The sequence below is a fragment of the Hwangdonia seohaensis genome (assembly GCF_031932625.1).
Classification (GTDB): domain Bacteria; phylum Bacteroidota; class Bacteroidia; order Flavobacteriales; family Flavobacteriaceae; genus Hwangdonia; species Hwangdonia seohaensis.
Genome location: NZ_JAVSCK010000002.1, coordinates 108,172 through 123,710, shown reverse-complemented (window position 1 = coordinate 123,710; position 15,539 = coordinate 108,172). Strand labels below are relative to the sequence as shown.

15 protein-coding genes are annotated in these 15,539 nt (G+C 37.4%); 1 reads left to right on the top strand and 14 read right to left on the bottom strand.

From position 1 onward, the window contains the following. Positions 1 to 23 precede the first annotated feature (23 nt). From pyrR to RNZ47_RS05820, 12 genes are all read right to left on the bottom strand, one after another. Entirely contained in the window at positions 24 to 563 is a 540-nt protein-coding gene (gene pyrR, locus RNZ47_RS05875) for a bifunctional pyr operon transcriptional regulator/uracil phosphoribosyltransferase PyrR (RefSeq protein WP_311937756.1), read from the bottom strand. Positions 564 to 703: 140 nt separating this feature from the next. Further along, positions 704 to 2,869 (bottom strand): S9 family peptidase, encoded by a 2,166-nt coding sequence (locus tag RNZ47_RS05870; protein WP_311937754.1) that lies wholly within the window; start codon positions 2,867 to 2,869, stop codon positions 704 to 706. Positions 2,870 to 2,978: 109 nt separating this feature from the next. Beyond that, positions 2,979 to 3,251, bottom strand: a complete 273-nt coding sequence (locus RNZ47_RS05865) for a hypothetical protein (protein WP_311937752.1) — start codon at positions 3,249 to 3,251, stop codon at positions 2,979 to 2,981. Between the two features lie 7 nt (positions 3,252 to 3,258). Further along, on the bottom strand, positions 3,259 to 4,953 hold the full coding sequence (locus RNZ47_RS05860; RefSeq protein WP_311937750.1) for a DUF308 domain-containing protein: 1,695 nt from the start codon (positions 4,951 to 4,953) through the stop codon (positions 3,259 to 3,261). A gap of 87 nt (positions 4,954 to 5,040) precedes the next feature. Beyond that, entirely contained in the window at positions 5,041 to 5,574 is a 534-nt protein-coding gene (locus RNZ47_RS05855; RefSeq protein WP_311937748.1) for a hypothetical protein, read from the bottom strand. Positions 5,575 to 5,756: 182 nt separating this feature from the next. Next, positions 5,757 to 5,996 (bottom strand): four helix bundle protein, encoded by a 240-nt coding sequence (locus tag RNZ47_RS05850; RefSeq protein WP_311937746.1) that lies wholly within the window; start codon positions 5,994 to 5,996, stop codon positions 5,757 to 5,759. Between the two features lie 66 nt (positions 5,997 to 6,062). Next, positions 6,063 to 7,298 carry a DUF6638 family protein gene (locus tag RNZ47_RS05845; RefSeq protein ID WP_311937744.1) on the bottom strand — a complete coding sequence of 412 codons (1,236 nt, stop codon included), beginning with the start codon at positions 7,296 to 7,298 and terminating at the stop codon, positions 6,063 to 6,065. Between the two features lie 120 nt (positions 7,299 to 7,418). Next, on the bottom strand, positions 7,419 to 8,003 hold the full coding sequence (locus tag RNZ47_RS05840; protein WP_311937742.1) for an NUDIX domain-containing protein: 585 nt from the start codon (positions 8,001 to 8,003) through the stop codon (positions 7,419 to 7,421). After that, complete coding sequence (locus RNZ47_RS05835; RefSeq protein ID WP_311937740.1) at positions 8,000 to 8,281, bottom strand: hypothetical protein; 282 nt, start codon at positions 8,279 to 8,281, stop codon at positions 8,000 to 8,002. Before RNZ47_RS05835 ends, RNZ47_RS05840 begins: the two co-directional genes overlap by 4 nt. Continuing rightward, the gene (locus tag RNZ47_RS05830) at positions 8,281 to 10,245 is read right to left on the bottom strand and encodes an AAA family ATPase (protein WP_311937738.1); all 1,965 of its coding nucleotides are present in this window, start codon (positions 10,243 to 10,245) and stop codon (positions 8,281 to 8,283) included. The genes RNZ47_RS05835 and RNZ47_RS05830 overlap by 1 nt, the downstream gene beginning before the upstream one ends. A gap of 90 nt (positions 10,246 to 10,335) precedes the next feature. After that, positions 10,336 to 11,400, bottom strand: a complete 1,065-nt coding sequence (locus tag RNZ47_RS05825) for a hypothetical protein (RefSeq protein ID WP_311937736.1) — start codon at positions 11,398 to 11,400, stop codon at positions 10,336 to 10,338. A 221-nt stretch (positions 11,401 to 11,621) separates the two neighbouring features. Then, positions 11,622 to 12,968 carry a microtubule-binding protein gene (locus RNZ47_RS05820; protein ID WP_311937734.1) on the bottom strand — a complete coding sequence of 449 codons (1,347 nt, stop codon included), beginning with the start codon at positions 12,966 to 12,968 and terminating at the stop codon, positions 11,622 to 11,624. A 338-nt stretch (positions 12,969 to 13,306) separates the two neighbouring features. Here RNZ47_RS05820 and RNZ47_RS05815 point away from each other — a divergent pair, with 338 nt between their 5' ends. Beyond that, positions 13,307 to 13,513 (top strand): hypothetical protein, encoded by a 207-nt coding sequence (locus tag RNZ47_RS05815; protein ID WP_311937732.1) that lies wholly within the window; start codon positions 13,307 to 13,309, stop codon positions 13,511 to 13,513. 63 nt (positions 13,514 to 13,576) lie between these two features. Here RNZ47_RS05815 and ettA read toward each other — a convergent pair whose 3' ends face one another. Together ettA and RNZ47_RS05805 are read right to left on the bottom strand one after the other, a co-directional pair. Beyond that, positions 13,577 to 15,268 carry an energy-dependent translational throttle protein EttA gene (gene ettA, locus RNZ47_RS05810; protein WP_311937730.1) on the bottom strand — a complete coding sequence of 564 codons (1,692 nt, stop codon included), beginning with the start codon at positions 15,266 to 15,268 and terminating at the stop codon, positions 13,577 to 13,579. A 37-nt stretch (positions 15,269 to 15,305) separates the two neighbouring features. Further along, a complete protein-coding gene (locus tag RNZ47_RS05805; RefSeq protein ID WP_311937728.1) occupies positions 15,306 to 15,488 on the bottom strand; it encodes a CAL67264 family membrane protein in 183 nt (60 codons plus the stop codon). Positions 15,489 to 15,539: the final 51 nt, after the last annotated feature.

Here is a 15,539-nt window from a genome sequence, read left to right as displayed (position 1 = left end):
ACTCAAACTTTAGTTGTTCATTATTATTTTTCAATTAAATAAACCGAATCTTCATTGTCGTGCTCTTTCCAGTTTACCTTTACTTTTTCATTATTTATCACATCTACTTGTCGCCCTCTGTAATCGGGTTGAATGGGTAAATGCCTACTGAAACGTCTATCTATCAACGTTAGCAGTTCTATTTCGTTTGGTCTTCCAAAAGATTGGATGGCTGTTAATGCGGCTCTAATACTGCGTCCGGTGTACAACACATCATCAATAAACACTATGTTTTTATCTTCAACCAAAAAATTAATTTTAGTGGCATTAGCTTCCAAGGGTTTGTCACTTCTTCGAAAATCATCTCTAAAAAATGTAATATCCAAGTGCCCTAATTTTATGTTTTTAACCTTATAGTCTTCGGTTAATATTTTAGCCAGTCTATCGGCCAAAAAAATGCCACGAGGCTGTAAGCCAATTAAAACGGTGTTAGAGAAATCGTTATGTTTTTCAATAAGTTGACAAGCCAATCGATGAAGAATGATGTTTACCTCTTTTGCGTTAAGTAAAACTTTTTGACTCATATTTTATCCAAACGTATTTGGAATACAAAGGTAATGCAAAATTTTAAAAATAAAAGGGTATTTGTGCCTAATAAATAAAAGACCTGTTAGGTTTTAAAAACTTAACAGGCCTTAATAAATTATCGTGATTAGTTTAATTTTTACTCTGTAACACCTTCTAAATCAAGCATAAAAGCATAGGTTAACGCCAAGGTTTTATAACGCTCGAAACGTCCGGATGCTCCACCGTGACCGGTTTCCATATTGCAATCCATAATTAATAAATTATCATCGGTTTTTAACTCGCGTAATTTAGCAATCCATTTTGCAGGTTCCCAATATTGTACCTGGCTATCCCAATACCCTGTGGTAATGAGAATGCTTGGGTAATCTTTGGCTTCAACATTATCATACGGCGAATACGATTTCATATAATTATAATATTCTTTGTTTTTCGGATTTCCCCATTCGTCAAATTCAAACGTTGTTAACGGAATGGTTTCATCCAGCATGGTTGAAACTACATCAACAAAAGGAACAGCGGCAATAACACCATTCCACATATCGGGTTCCATATTTAAAATAGCGCCCATTAACAAGCCGCCGGCAGATCCGCCGTAAGCATATAAATGGTTGCTTGTTGTGAATTTTTCATCAATTAAAAATTTGCCGACATCAATAAAATCGGTGAAGGTATTTTTCTTTTTAAGCAGCTTGCCGTTTTCGTACCAATCCCTTCCCATTTCCTGACCACCACGAATATGGGCAATGGCGTAAACAAAACCTCTATCGAGTAAACTTAAACGGGTAGAACTAAATGTGGGCTCCATACTATTTCCGTAAGATCCATAGGCGTAAAGTAATAACGGGTTTTTACCGTTTTTTTCGACACCTTTTTTGTAAATAATGGATACGGGGATTTTTGTTCCATCGGCAGCTGTTGCAAATAAACGCTCTGATGTATAATTATCAACGGAAAATGACGAATCAATAACTTCATCTTGTTTCAAAAGCACTTGACTTTTATCGGTCATATTATACTCAAAAGTGCTATTTGGCGTGGTTAACGAACTGTATCTGTAGCGCAAAACGTCGGTGTCAAAATCTAAATTAGAGGTTGTTGCGGCAAAATATGCAGGGTCGTTAAATTGGATATAATGGTCGTCTGTTCCGTCCCATTTTATAACTCTAATGGTTCGTAAACCATCTTTTCGTTCTTCAGCAACTAAATAATTTTTAAACAAATCCATCCCTTGAAAATACACATTATCGCGATGCGGAATAACATCTACCCAATGCTCTTTTTCGGTTTTATTTACCGGAGTTTTTACCAGTTTAAAATTTTTAGCATCTTTATTGGTTCTGATATAAAAATGGTCTTCAAAATGATCGATGGTATATTCTAAATTTTTCTCTCTGGGTTGAATCACTTTCCACTCACCATTTGGAGTATTGGCATCTAAAACCCTGTATTCTGTAGATAAGGTTTGAAAACTTCCAATAAGCAAATAAGCATCCGATTTTGTTTTGCTTACCCAGCATCTAAACGTATCATCTTTTTCTTCGTAAACCACCACATCGTCTGATTGATTGGTGCCAATAACATGCTTTACAATTTTGTTTTGACGCAATGTTTGAGGGTCTTTTGTGGTGTAAAACACGGTTTTTCCATCGTTTGCCCAAACGGCGCTACCACCCGTATTACTGAGTTTGTCTTTTAGTAACTCGCCGGTTTCCAAATTTTTAAAATAAATGGTGTATTGGCGTCTGGAAATGGTATCGATACCAAAGGCCAGCATTTTATTGTCTGGACTAACCGAACGTCCGCCAAAGCCATAATAGGCATAACCCATTGCCAATTCAGGTCCGTTAAGCATAATCTCCTCTTTTGCGCCTTCTTCTAATTTTTTTCTGCAATACAAAGCATAATCGCCACCTTCTTCAAAGCGCGTATAATAGGTATAGCCGTTGTCTTTTACCGGAACGGATTGATCGTCCTTTTTTATACGGCCTACAATTTCGTTGTACAACTTGTCTTGAAGCCCTTGGGTATGCGCCATGGCTTTACCCAAATACTCGTTTTCGGCATTTAAGTAATCCAACACGTCTTGGGTTTGTGCATCTGGCGTTTCGGCATTTTTTTGCTCGTCGCTTAAGCGCATCCAGAAATAATTATCGGTCCGCGTATCGTCGTGAACGGTTAATTCTTTGGGAATTTTTTTAGCAATTGGAGTTTCGAGAGACGCGTGCGGTCTTTCGGTTTCATTTGATTTACAAGATGAAATCAGAATCGTTAAAGTTAAAAAAGCGTAAATGGAATTTTTCATAATTTAGTGTTTGTTGGTATGTAAAGGAACGGAAATAATTTCTAAATGTTTTGTTAAAATTTAGAGCTATAAACTATATCAAAAAAAAGAAAAGTCTTTCTTTAGAGAATTAGTAAAGTAAAAAATAGAATGCCAATAGAAGACCTAAAAAAACAGCAAAAACTAAAACCGAATTTAATAGCTTCTCTCTTCTCATTTTATTTCTTATTTCCCTTTTTACTTTATCTATTTCAGATTTAGTAAGTACAGGAAAATTGAATTCTGCTTTATTTTCTGAAGCTTTATACTTAAGCCTCTTTTTATCAAATCTGCCTTCAGCTTTAGCTTTACGTTCCATTTTTCTTTGTAATGTTGCTTTAAAATGCCCTAAACTTCCATGCATAATTCAATCAGTTACTTGTTGCCTTTAAAGAATCTATCTGCTTTTGTAAACGCTCAATCTCTTCTGACTTTTTATCAACAACAGGAATTACCAACGTTGAATCTGAAACCTGTTCAACCATATCAATGGTTTTAGTCTCTTCGGCAAAATAATAACCAATGCCTTCGCTGGACCTCCACGCTTCATTTAACTGGTCGTAAACGGTTTTATCCCATTGGCTAGGTTTTTTTACATCAATCCAAATCACATCGCGGTATTCGCTATCAATCAACACCAAATCTGGTGTCGCTGAGCCGTCAAATTGTCCTGCATTTTTTTCGCTAATAGCGGACACGGTGCCTAAAAAGAACATGCGTTTTCTGCCTGCAATGTCTTTAATGTAGGGTCGGAACTCGACTGGTGTATTGGCGGTCCAATCGTATTCTTTTCTCGATTCTTTTACCTTTAACGGCATTGCCGAAACACCCGCGTAACCTTGTTTTTTCGAAGCATGGTCGTAATAATACAACGCGTTACTGCCATCGGCGGGTACAAAAACACTAAAGGTTAAACTGGTACGCTCGTCGCCCACAGGCTCTAAGCCAAACCAATGGTACAAGCCGCTGTATGCATTTGAGTCAGTATCCGAAAAATCAAAATCGGTTACAAAGGGCTGCTGATTTTGGTCTTTTGGTAGCTGCGGTATTTTTACAGCCGTTTCCATGTTCCAAGGTAAGGGATCGCTAAAACCACCTAAAAACTTTAAAGATTCAGCCTGAATCCTAGATACCTTTTCGGCCAAGGTGTTTTGTCCGTTTAAATACGGATAATTTTTCATGTCACTCGGACTTATATAAGTCCCCTTTCCTATTAAAATACGCTCGATATAATCGTTAAAATCGTGCGCGCCATTATCAATTACCATCACGCCACCAAAGGTTGGATACGGAAACAAAAAACCTTTCCATTTTATTAAACTCACCACTTGCACCCATTGTCCGGTATCGTTTTTCATGTAAAACGTATCGCTGGGTTCCATGGTAAATAACTGCAACAGATTGAAGCGCTGCACCACCGCATTATAGGTGTTTCGGCTAAATTTTAAAGATTCGCCAATGGAGAATGTAACCGGAATCCGGTTTTCGCTCGAAAATCTAGGAAATGGCGTGGTACTCGATACCGAAAAAACCTCCTCGGTATTATCGGTTATACCCTGCCACACGTACTTTTCGGTGGGCTGGATGGCCATAGTCCATTTGTTTTCGCCATCAACCCTAACCAAATGTGGCAAAGACACATCCTTGGTTTCGCCTACGCTTTCATTTGCCATTGAGGTAATGTTTTGCAAGGGCTGAATGCGCTCGTTTTGTGTTAAAGGTAATTCGTTTATTTCAATACGATTGAGATTATTGAACACATTGTAGGTTTTCATATAATCGTACATTTTAAAATGCCAACCAATTACATATAAAATTCCGAAGAAAAGAACCAGCAACCCTAAGATACCCAAACGAGATCCCGTACTGGCTGAGTTTCTAAACTTATGTAAACCAAAAAACAAGACTGCGGCACTTAACAGGATTATGAAAATGAATTTTCTAATAAATAATAAGGCTGGTTGATAATCGTCGCGCAACACAAACAAAGCGATTAATAAAATTAAACCGACAATGACAGTTATTTTTTTCTGCTTTTTTCCTTTATTCCAGTAGTTTTTAATCATAATCTTTGTCATTCCTGCGAAAGCAGGAATCTTTTTATTTATACTAAATTGTTTAAAATTGGATTCCTGCCTTCGCAGGAATGACAACTACAACAATCCTTTATCCTTTAATCGTTCGCGCGCACTTTTCTCCTGGGGTTTTGGAGGTTCTTCTATAGCTTCATTTTCTTCAATTGTATCGGTATCTTTAGCTTTTAAATCTTCGATAAAATCTTTTCCTTTTTCAACAGCATCTTCCATAATATCTCCAAGAGAATCGCTCTTCTCCTCGATTACTTTACCAGATTTTAACACAAAATTTGCCAAATAAGTGCCAATTAATGTTCCAAAAACGATTGATGCGAATGCCGAAATACCGTTATAACTACCAAATATTTTAAAAGGTGTTAAAAATTGAAATATCAATCCTATCAATAAAAAAACGGTAGCAACAAAAACCAATCGTGGCAAAAAAGCTTGTTTGTACACAAAGCCTTTCTTGTTTTCCGGTTTCATTTGAAGTGCTTTGGAGTTTACCATTTTGTTAACAAAACGGTACAATCCATTTCCGTTGGATTCCCGCCAATATAAAAAGATACCAAAAAGTATCGCCGCAATAAATATTACTAATTCTAGTCCCATAGTGTTAAGTTTGAAGCTTGGAGTTGGAAGCATGAAGTTGCTTACTCTTGTGCTTGGTTTATATTTTAATCTTTTATTTTATTTCTAAATGCTATAGTCATATTCATTAAGTCGAAACAGTTTTTATAGAATATTTCAAATTCATCTAATTTAATATAATTTCTTCTTTTTGCTTTGTGCAATCAAGTTACAACTTCTGCAATAGACCTAATAGAGTAGCCTAAAAATTTTCTATACTCTTTTCCTGATTGCAATATGGAACCTTCTGAAATGTTTAAAGCAATGGAATCGGCAGCTCGTTTTAATTGTGACGATAAATTAAATAGTTCTTCCTTTGGAAACTTTTTAGATAAAGTATTCATATCCTCACCTAAATCCATTCCTTTTTGCCAAATAATCAAACTTTCGAATTTAAACTTCATATTAATTCCATTAAATTACCTATAAACAAACTTCAAACTCCGTGCTTCCAACTTCGTGCTTCCAACTTATATATTGTTACCAATTGTTTCAATTACCCAATCCTTAAAGGAATCGTCCCAAGTTTTAAAACTATTATAAAACGCTTCCTTATCGTACCAATACAGATAAAGCACATCTTTTGGTGATATGTTTACCAAAAGCATCCAAATTAAATCTTGGTGCTTTCCCTCCAATGAGGAATGTGGCTGATGCAAGGCTTCAAAGAGTTTTTCGTCAACAATATCGGCTATTTTGTACTCATTACTTATTTCCAATTTTTCTAAATAGCGCTCCACACTCATTACTTTTTTCCGAGCTTTGATATCTAATTTATTAAGGTAACTCTTGTACAACAAAGGGTCGTTTAAAATATTCTTTATGGGATGTTGCGTTTTTTTTAGGGCCTGAAACATTTCGAATTTCTTGATGCGCTCATAGCGCTTTGTTTTTACAACGGCTTCTAAATCGTATTCAATAATCACATGATCGCGGAGTTTAGCCATTAATTCGGGTTGATGGATATGGTAGATAAGCACATCGTAACTCACGTCTTTAATAGCTTCTTTATGCCATTTTTTATCCTCAAACACCACGATGGGTTTAATGAAATCGCGCAACACGTAAACGCCACCAAAGGCTCTGGTATAAAAGGAATCTGTGGTAAACTGAAGCTCGTGCAAATCTAAATCGCGATGCCGTAAATCGCCATAGGTTTTTGCCGATTCCAACAATTGTTGATGCATGGCTTCGTCTATAAAATTATTGCCTCTATTGAAGGTTTCAACGAGTTCCAGTTGCTGCGCTTTAATTTTGTCTAAATCGTTTATTAAATGAAAACTGATAGTAATCGCATTGTATTTTAAAACATCCAAAGGCTCGTAAAACGCATCGATATTTTGGTCGAAATCCAAACAAATGGCACAATCTCGTGTAATATCGTTTATTTTGTTGCCGTGAACTTTGAAAACGAATTTCATTAAATCCCTATCAAACGTATGAAACGGCACATACACCGGCTTGCCCTTTTGCAATGGCGTAATGATGATGCCATGCGGATTGGATTCACCATTATTTAAGTAATGGAGTTGTTGTTTTTCTTCAGCAATCTCCGGGCTCCAGCCAATGCCATCAATAGAAAAAGTTTTCAGTTTTGTTTCTGTAAACCCAAGTTTTTTCAAGCATTTATTGTAACGCTCAACCAATTTTCCGCTTACGGGAATGAGTTCGTTTCTGTATAGTTTAGCTTGTTTTAGTTTTTCCATTTTTTTATTCCTGCGCGGGCAGGAATCTCATTATTTATTTTTATATTTTTTTATTTGCCACGAATTCACGAATACAATATCTTTTCAAAACTGGGTTCCTGCCATAGCATTAATGACAAACTAACTTAACAATCCTTTAATTTTTATATGCTGTAACAACATAATCGTTCTGGCATCAATAATTTCTCGTGAATCAATCATTTCCATAGCTTTGTTAAAAGGTATTTCCATCACTTCAATTTCTTCCCCTTCAATTTCCAAACCGCCGCCGTGGTTATCAATTTTATCGGAATCTTTATATTCTCCAATAAATAAGTGCACGCGCTCTCTCACTATGCCCGGGGATAAAAACACAGTATTTATGGCTTTTAAATTTGAAATATGATACCCCAACTCTTCCTTGGCTTCTCTAATTACCGTTGTTTCTGGCAATTCGCCCTCGTCAATCGCGCCACCGCAAACTTCGATAGAAACGCCTTGGGAAACCCCGGAAATGTAAACCGGTATCCTGAACTGCTTTGATAAAACAACTTTTTTGGTTTCTGAGTTATACAATAATATCGCTACACCATCGCTCTTGCCGTAAGCTTCGTGCGACAAGCGTTTCCAATTGCCGTTTTTAAATTTAAAATCGAAATCGATGCGTTCCAATTTGCCCCAAAATTGGGATAATACGGTTGATGTAATGTTTTTTATTCTGTTCATAAATCACCTAAAAAAATCATATATAAATACACTAATACAACAAAGAGCCCGACACCATTTAATAGCGGTCTATGTTTTAAAGTTATTTGCAATATTAAGTCCACAAGTAAACCTGCTGCAATAAAAACACCAAATCCTATCATATAAACCACACCCCAGCCTTCTCCTCTAGATAATTCGTCCCATTTGAAAATAGTGAAAACTATAACTATTAATTCTCCAATAAATACTGAAGTATTTAAAATTGTTAGAGTATATCTAAATTTCAGATTAGTCATTAACTATCTTTTTTAAATTGTGCTCTAGCCTCAGTTTCTATATTCAATTGATTTACTCTGGCATCTACTTTTCGTTTAAAATCAGTATCGGCAATGGTGGCCACATTATCTAAATAACGCACCACTTCTTGTCGGCGAATTTCAGAAAAATCCAAACCTTTCATATTCGCTTTCATGAGTTCTTGAAGCATCCCAAATTTGGTATCGTAATCTTTTTTGAAATAAATTTCGGGATTGTCGAACCAATCGGTTTCCAAATCGAAATCGGTTAAACGCAAAGAAATGGCACTTTGAATATTCCGAACATCACGCGATGAAAAGAACGGAAATATCTTTTGGATTTCTTTATACAAACTCGCGTAAAACAGATGCTCGTTGGTGTCGTGCATTTTATCCGCTTTTTTAAAAGCCTCTAAAACCCGCTCTTCCGATGGTCTTTCAATAACATTTAAAATATCGCCCATGCTTTTTGCCAACCCTTGGTCTTTTAAATAGCTATAACCTTGTGGGTTTTGCATATTCACGAAATCGGGCATGGTCTTATCAAACTTTTTCCACCACAGATAATCTTGATCTAAAAAGTCGTGTTCGGTACGTGCGCCATCAATTTTAAAACGCCCTTGCACACGCGAAATCACAGCCTTATCCAACATTTCGGGAAGATTGGTGAATAACCCGATGGAACTGTTGCCGTAATTAACCGCATAAGCGCCTTCGGTATATCTTAAAAATACGCCAATAACTTCTTTTACACCCGCCGAAACACCCTGCGCTGTTCGCTCCTGTAAATTATTTTCGGCATCGTCAATAGGAGCAAAAATGAGTTTTGATGGGTCTTGTAAAGGCTTCATCCATTCTACCATTTTTTCAGCAGAACCACCTTGAAATGTACTAATCAAAGTATCTGGCATGGGGTGAAACAAAAACGGAATATCCAAATGATCGCAATGCTCTTTTAGAAGCGTTGCAATGGCGGCAATAAGCATGCTTTTTCCGGTTCCCGGAATGCCATAACCCATAAAAACGGGCATAAAACCGCCTAATTCTTGAAACGGATTTTTTTTGGCGATAAAATCGTAACTCAACATACGCTCGGTTAATCGGCGTGCAAAATGTTTGGCATCCCGATTACCCACAATTTGTTCGAATTGGATTTTATTGAACTCGATGCTTTTTGCGGTTCCCGAAAACACATTGTTCCAACCGGAAACGGCGAATTCCGATTTCTCCAATTTATAGGTTCTGTCTTCAATGGTTTCGGTGTATTCCAAAGTACTTTTGCGTAGTTGGATTTCATCAATCAAAGCTTCAAAATAAACCACCGTAAAATTGATAACATCTTTATCGGACTTTATAATTTCAGGATGACTCAAATACTTATCAAAATAGAACAAACTGCACGATATGCCTTTTAAGGGCGATAAGAAAGACACTTCCGGAATACCGGCAAACTTCTGTTTCATCACACTTAAATCGTCTGAAGCGTGGGGTTTTAAATCGTGTAATATTTTGTATGCCGTAGCAAAAAGCATAAACGCCGTTGCGGTGTGCATTTTGCTTTCAAACTCGCGCTTTCCGTTGTTATCCAAAGCCGATTTATTCTCGTTCAAACTCGATAAACCCGAGGCGTCGTAATAGCTATCCTTAATCCAAATCCCTAATGTGATACCTTCTTGAACGGCATACAGGGCTTGGTTTAAATAAACAGGAATCGCTACCGAATCTGGCAACAATCGCTTTTTTAAAGCCAAAATTGTTTTTGAAACCGCGGTGATTTCAGTCGATTTACTACCGTTATTGGCACGCGATAAATACAGTAAAATAGATTCATCTTTTGCATCTTTTTCTCGGTTTTTAGCACGGTCACCTTGAACCCATTGTATAGATTTTAAATACGATGACGCTTCGTCGCGAATCATGTCGAGTTCGGTTAGTTTTATTGGGAAAGTTGAGTTGTGGTTCATATGTTTATTCTTTTACGTCATTGCGAGTGAAACGTGGCAATCTGTTAAATTTGATGAGATAACCACGTCGCTTTGCTCCTCGTTATGACGTTAATTTTTTAAATCTATTTCTAAACCAGCTATCTGAATCGGAGCTTTTTCAAGCCCATTCATAATCTCCGGAGTTTTGTTATATAATAATTGAATGATCCTGTGGGGAGCAAACACATATTTTCGTTTAAAAATAGCATCCCATTTTTGCAGCGTTTGCTTGCTAAAAAAACCGCCTTCCTTAAATTCGCTACCGGAGCTAACTTCATCCAATCGTAACGAAATGGCATACGATTCCAACGGAATATCCTTTTTACCAATAGCCTTTAAAAGGGCATGCGTTATTTCGTTTTCATCTTTTGCAAACACATTGTGCATGGGACCCAAATCAATGCGTTTTATCAGTTTTGGCAAAACCTTTGACAGTTTTCTATCAATGGTATAGGCCATGGTATCCAGGGTCATGTCTCTGTCGGCAACCGTTTTTAAAACCTCGTAAATAGCATCTTTATAATCGTTTACATCCTTTCCGTCATAATTAAAATACATAAAACATATAAAGGGCCGGTTATGCGATACATCATAAAAACTCCAGCTCACCAACAAATCGGCAACCGATTTTTCTGGAGCCTTCAGTATTTTTCCCTGCACAAACCGATTGAAAATATATTCCTTTTTAACCGACGAGTAATACACTATCGATGCCGCCTGAAACAACCTGCTTTTCTTAATCGGTTCTTTTTTTCGCATTAAGGTATCCAAAAACTCTTCCTTAAAAGTATCAATGGGTGTAAGCTTGCCCAAATACTCATCGCGCAACTCCAAATCGTTAAACAAATACCTAAATTCCAAATAATTGGGAAACCCAGAATACGTTAAATCCACCTTCATATTATCCTCGTCGTCGTACATATATTTAATGCGCATGGCTTCAATAGAGTACAATAACAAATCGCAGTATTGCTTAAACAATTGCACCTCAACGTCATTACAAATCTTTTGGCGTTGCACGGCAACAATCAATTCCTTAAAAGCAAAATCGACCATTTTATGATAGAAAACATAATGCTCTTTAGAATCGAGAACAGCAGAATCCAATGGTGTTACTATGTGGTTTATGGACATTTTTTAGTCTTCAGTATGCAGTATCCAATAAGCAGTTTTGCCACGAATACACTAATATTTTAATAATTTGGGCGTTACCCGAGGGGTCGGGCTTTCACTACTCGCTTCCTCCTATCGTCGGCGAGCTCAAACATACCGCTCAATCCCTAACGCGGAAAACGAAACTGGTTTTAAACTTACAACGCCCTTTAATAAGATTCCTGCCTTGGCAGGAATGACAGCTAACTTAATAGATCGTCTTCTTTAGCTTCTGGTTTCGGGTTAGGCTTATCGCCTTTTCCGCCGCCATCAGCTGGTTTGTTGGCATCGGCGTTATAATAATCTTCAAAAATCTCTTTCATATCGATGCCGTAGCGCTCAGCAAAATTCTTTTGGATGTCGCTATCCTTCGCACGAATTTCCTGTAAAGCCTCGGCATAACTGCTATAAACACCTTGCATCACTTTTTCGTGCACCGGAATATTGTCCATCATATCTTGTCGTGCCTTGGCACTTGCCGTATGCATAGACGCTAAGGTTTCGCCAATATGCTCATCGGTTTTAACGCCTAAATGTTCTAAAATAGCAGCAAATTCCTGGTCGGTTCTCGCTTTTAAAGCCACCACGTAACCATCGTAATATTTAAGGCGCTCTTCGGTATCACTCTTTAATTTGGCGCGATGTGTTTGCAAGTTACTGCGTAACGATGTTAATACTTTAATGGTTAAATTGTGCTTGTGCACAAAGCTGTCTTTACTTGCTGCAAGCGTTGTATAGGCGTTTTTAAGACCTTCCAGTTCTTCAACCTTTTGCTCTAAAGCGGTTACTTTACCAATAGCCTCGGAGTATTCTGGAGATTGTTTATCGGCAATGTCCCCAAGTTCCTGGCGGGCCTGTTTTAAAAGCGCGTAGCGTTCCTCTAATTTAGCTTCAACTTCGTTCTTTTTTTCTAAGGCTTTAGTATGGTTTTTAGAAGCCTCAACAATGGCATCTTTTAGTTTTTCTTCAACTTCTTTTATCTCTATTTCCCTGTTTTTTAAACGGCTAACAGCGGCTTGACTTTTATAAGACAACTCACTTAAAAGCGTTTGAACATCGGCGTTCTCAATACGCTCCTGAAACATGGCTTTGGCCTTATTATCGGCTCCGGCACGTACTTTTTCGGCGGCTTTAAATTCTTCCTCTTCCTTTTTAATCTTGCTTTTGCGGCCCCAAAGGTTGTTCCACCAAGTGTCTGGCTTGTTTTTAGCATCCTCCAACTCTATTCTCGCCCGATCCAATGCTTTTTGGGCATCGTCAATTACTTTTTGTTCGGTTGCGTTAAGCGATGAGAATTTTTCAAAAATAATGCCCACCTCATCTTGATAATCGGTTAAATCTTTAATGGCATCCAAAAGTGTGGTTCTGTCTTTTTCGGCCATGTGCACCACATCATCCAAAGTGGCATTCAGTATTTTTTGCCGAACTTCCGGGTCATCTTCTTGAGACAATTTAGATTTCATCGTATCAATGGCTTTTCCCCAATTGACATCTACTTTTTCGTTCTTTTCGTTTGAAGAGGTTTCTAATAAATCAAAATCATCTGACATGGTATATCTTGTATTTTAGGTTTAACAATTTTTATAAACAAGCAATTTCGTTAAAAAATATCAATTTCAAAATTAATCCTGCTTAAATTATTGGTATGTTTTTTTTACAAAATGTTACATTGAATTTTATAGGTGCCATCAAAACTTATTTTAAAAAATATTTTTTTACGGGAAGGGAATAAACATCGGACTTTTAGCACAATTTAAACCTCTAAAATCCAATGCGATACCATTATTATTTATAATAGTTAACAAAAAAATGGTATATTTGAATAGCTATTAACCCAAATAAAGCACCGTAAATGCTTGTAAATTACATAAGTCTCTCATTTTTCCGCATGCCATTAATTACACAAATTGATATAGTTACCGTGTTAATTATTGTTGTTGTTATTTTCTCTTTTCTGTTGATACTTGGTGTTAGAAAATCTTATATGCTAAAAAAAGAAAACGACCGTTTAAACAGTATGAATACAACTATTGAAGAAGAAAATGAAAAGCCCTATAAAGATTTTACCGATGGGCACATGTATGGTGGCAACTAATTAAAAAAGACAAAACGCTTTAAAATTAAAAAGCCTGCAATTGCAGGCTTTTTAATTTAAGCATTACCGTATTAATTTCTTGTATTTTATTCGTTTGGGCATCAAATCGCCACCCAATCGTTTCTTTTTGTTTTCTTCATAATCGCTAAAACTACCCTCGAAGAAATACACTTGCGAATTGCCTTCAAATGCTAAAATGTGCGTACATATTCTATCTAAAAACCAACGGTCGTGACTAATTACAACGGCACAACCTGCAAAGTTCTCCAAGCCTTCCTCTAAAGCTCGCAATGTGTTAACATCCAAGTCGTTGGTTGGCTCATCCAAAAGCAGCACGTTACCTTCTTCTTTTAGCGTCATAGCCAAGTGCAAACGGTTACGCTCACCACCGGAAAGTAATTTTACTATTTTGTTTTGCTCACTCCCAGAGAAGTTGAAACGACTTAAATAAGCTCGGGAATTTACTTGCTTTCCGCCCATCATAATCAACTCTTGCTCGTCGCTAAAGTTTTGCCAAATCGTTTTTTCTGGGTCTATATTGGAATGACTCTGGTCTACGTAGGCAATTTTTGCCGTATCGCCTACCTTAAACTCGCCTTTATCTGGGGTTTCTTCGCCCATTATCATTCTAAAAATAGTGGTTTTACCAGCACCGTTTGGTCCAATAACACCCACAATTCCCGCTTGTGGCAGGTTAAAGTTTAAATCTTCGTAAAGCAATTTATCATCGTAACCTTTGCTAACGCCGATGGCTTCGATAACGTTGGTACCCAACCGTGGCCCATTAGGAATGTAAATCTCCAATTTTTCATCGAGCTGTTTTTGGTCTTGACTCATGAGTTTGTCATAATTCTTCAAACGTGCCTTTTGTTTGGTCTGTCTGCCTTTTGCTCCTTGTCGCACCCATTCCAGCTCGCGCTCAAGCGTTTTTTGGCGTTTTGATGCCGCTTTACCTTCTTGAGCCATTCGTTTCGATTTTTGGTCTAACCAAGAGGAGTAGTTGCCTTTCCAAGGGATCCCTTCGCCTCTATCGAGCTCGAGAATCCAGCCAGCCACATTATCTAAAAAATATCTATCGTGGGTTACTGCAATTACGGTGCCTTTATATTGTGCCAAATGATGCTCTAACCAATGTACAGATTCCGCATCTAAGTGGTTGGTTGGCTCATCCAGCAATAACACATCCGGCTCTTGTAAAAGTAAGCGACATAAGGCTACACGACGGCGTTCCCCACCAGATAATATCGAGATTTTTTTATCGCCATCAGGTGTACGCAGCGCGTCCATGGCAATTTCAAGTTTTGTATCGAGCTCCCAAGCATTTGCTGCATCAATTTGATCTTGAAGTACTGCTTGACGGTTCATCAATTTCTCCATTTTGTCTGGGTCGCCATAGACTTCTTCCAGCCCAAACATATCGTTAATTTTGTTGTATTCGTCAAGTATGGCAACCGTTTCTGCTGCGCCTTCTCGAACAATTTCCATTACGGTTTTGTTCTCGTCGAGTTTTGGTTCTTGCTCTAAATAGCCCACGGAATAATCTTGCGAAAACACCACATCGCCCTGGTAGTTTTTATCTACACCCGCAATAATTTTTAGCAAAGTGGATTTACCCGAACCGTTTAAACCAAGGATTCCAATTTTGGCACCGTAGAAAAAACTTAAATATATATTTTTTAAAACGGGTGTATTGGCACTCGGGAATGTTTTTGTAACCCCCGACATTGAGAAGATTATCTTTTTATCGTCGCTCATTTTTGTTTGTTGTAATTTGTTAAGTTGTACATAAAGGCTATACCCTACCTTTTAAAGCATTAAATACCCAAGCGATACAGAAAAAGCCACCTCCAACGGCTGCAAATCCCCATCCTGCAACATCGTCATATCTAAAAGCGCCCAATCCTATTAAGCCAAGGCCTACAAAAATCATAATCCAAGTAGCCCAAGCCAATACCGTGTTTTTATTCATTGCCATAATCTTATTCTTAAATTTTTGATGGTTAGTTTAAAAGCAAATATCGCTTTT

Coding starts and splice junctions, on each gene's coding strand:
- RNZ47_RS05855 (WP_311937748.1), bottom strand. CDS start 5,574: ATGGGACTAGAATTAGTAATATTTATTGCGGCGATACTTTTTGGTATC.
- RNZ47_RS05815 (WP_311937732.1), top strand. CDS start 13,307: ATGCCATTAATTACACAAATTGATATAGTTACCGTGTTAATTATTGTT.
- RNZ47_RS05870 (WP_311937754.1), bottom strand. CDS start 2,869: ATGAAAAATTCCATTTACGCTTTTTTAACTTTAACGATTCTGATTTCA.
- RNZ47_RS05835 (WP_311937740.1), bottom strand. CDS start 8,281: ATGACTAATCTGAAATTTAGATATACTCTAACAATTTTAAATACTTCA.
- RNZ47_RS05865 (WP_311937752.1), bottom strand. CDS start 3,251: ATGCATGGAAGTTTAGGGCATTTTAAAGCAACATTACAAAGAAAAATG.
- RNZ47_RS05840 (WP_311937742.1), bottom strand. CDS start 8,003: ATGAACAGAATAAAAAACATTACATCAACCGTATTATCCCAATTTTGG.
- RNZ47_RS05850 (WP_311937746.1), bottom strand. CDS start 5,996: ATGAAGTTTAAATTCGAAAGTTTGATTATTTGGCAAAAAGGAATGGAT.
- pyrR (WP_311937756.1), bottom strand. CDS start 563: ATGAGTCAAAAAGTTTTACTTAACGCAAAAGAGGTAAACATCATTCTT.
- RNZ47_RS05805 (WP_311937728.1), bottom strand. CDS start 15,488: ATGGCAATGAATAAAAACACGGTATTGGCTTGGGCTACTTGGATTATG.
- RNZ47_RS05845 (WP_311937744.1), bottom strand. CDS start 7,298: ATGGAAAAACTAAAACAAGCTAAACTATACAGAAACGAACTCATTCCC.
- RNZ47_RS05820 (WP_311937734.1), bottom strand. CDS start 12,968: ATGTCAGATGATTTTGATTTATTAGAAACCTCTTCAAACGAAAAGAAC.
- ettA (WP_311937730.1), bottom strand. CDS start 15,268: ATGAGCGACGATAAAAAGATAATCTTCTCAATGTCGGGGGTTACAAAA.
- RNZ47_RS05860 (WP_311937750.1), bottom strand. CDS start 4,953: ATGATTAAAAACTACTGGAATAAAGGAAAAAAGCAGAAAAAAATAACT.
- RNZ47_RS05825 (WP_311937736.1), bottom strand. CDS start 11,400: ATGTCCATAAACCACATAGTAACACCATTGGATTCTGCTGTTCTCGAT.
- RNZ47_RS05830 (WP_311937738.1), bottom strand. CDS start 10,245: ATGAACCACAACTCAACTTTCCCAATAAAACTAACCGAACTCGACATG.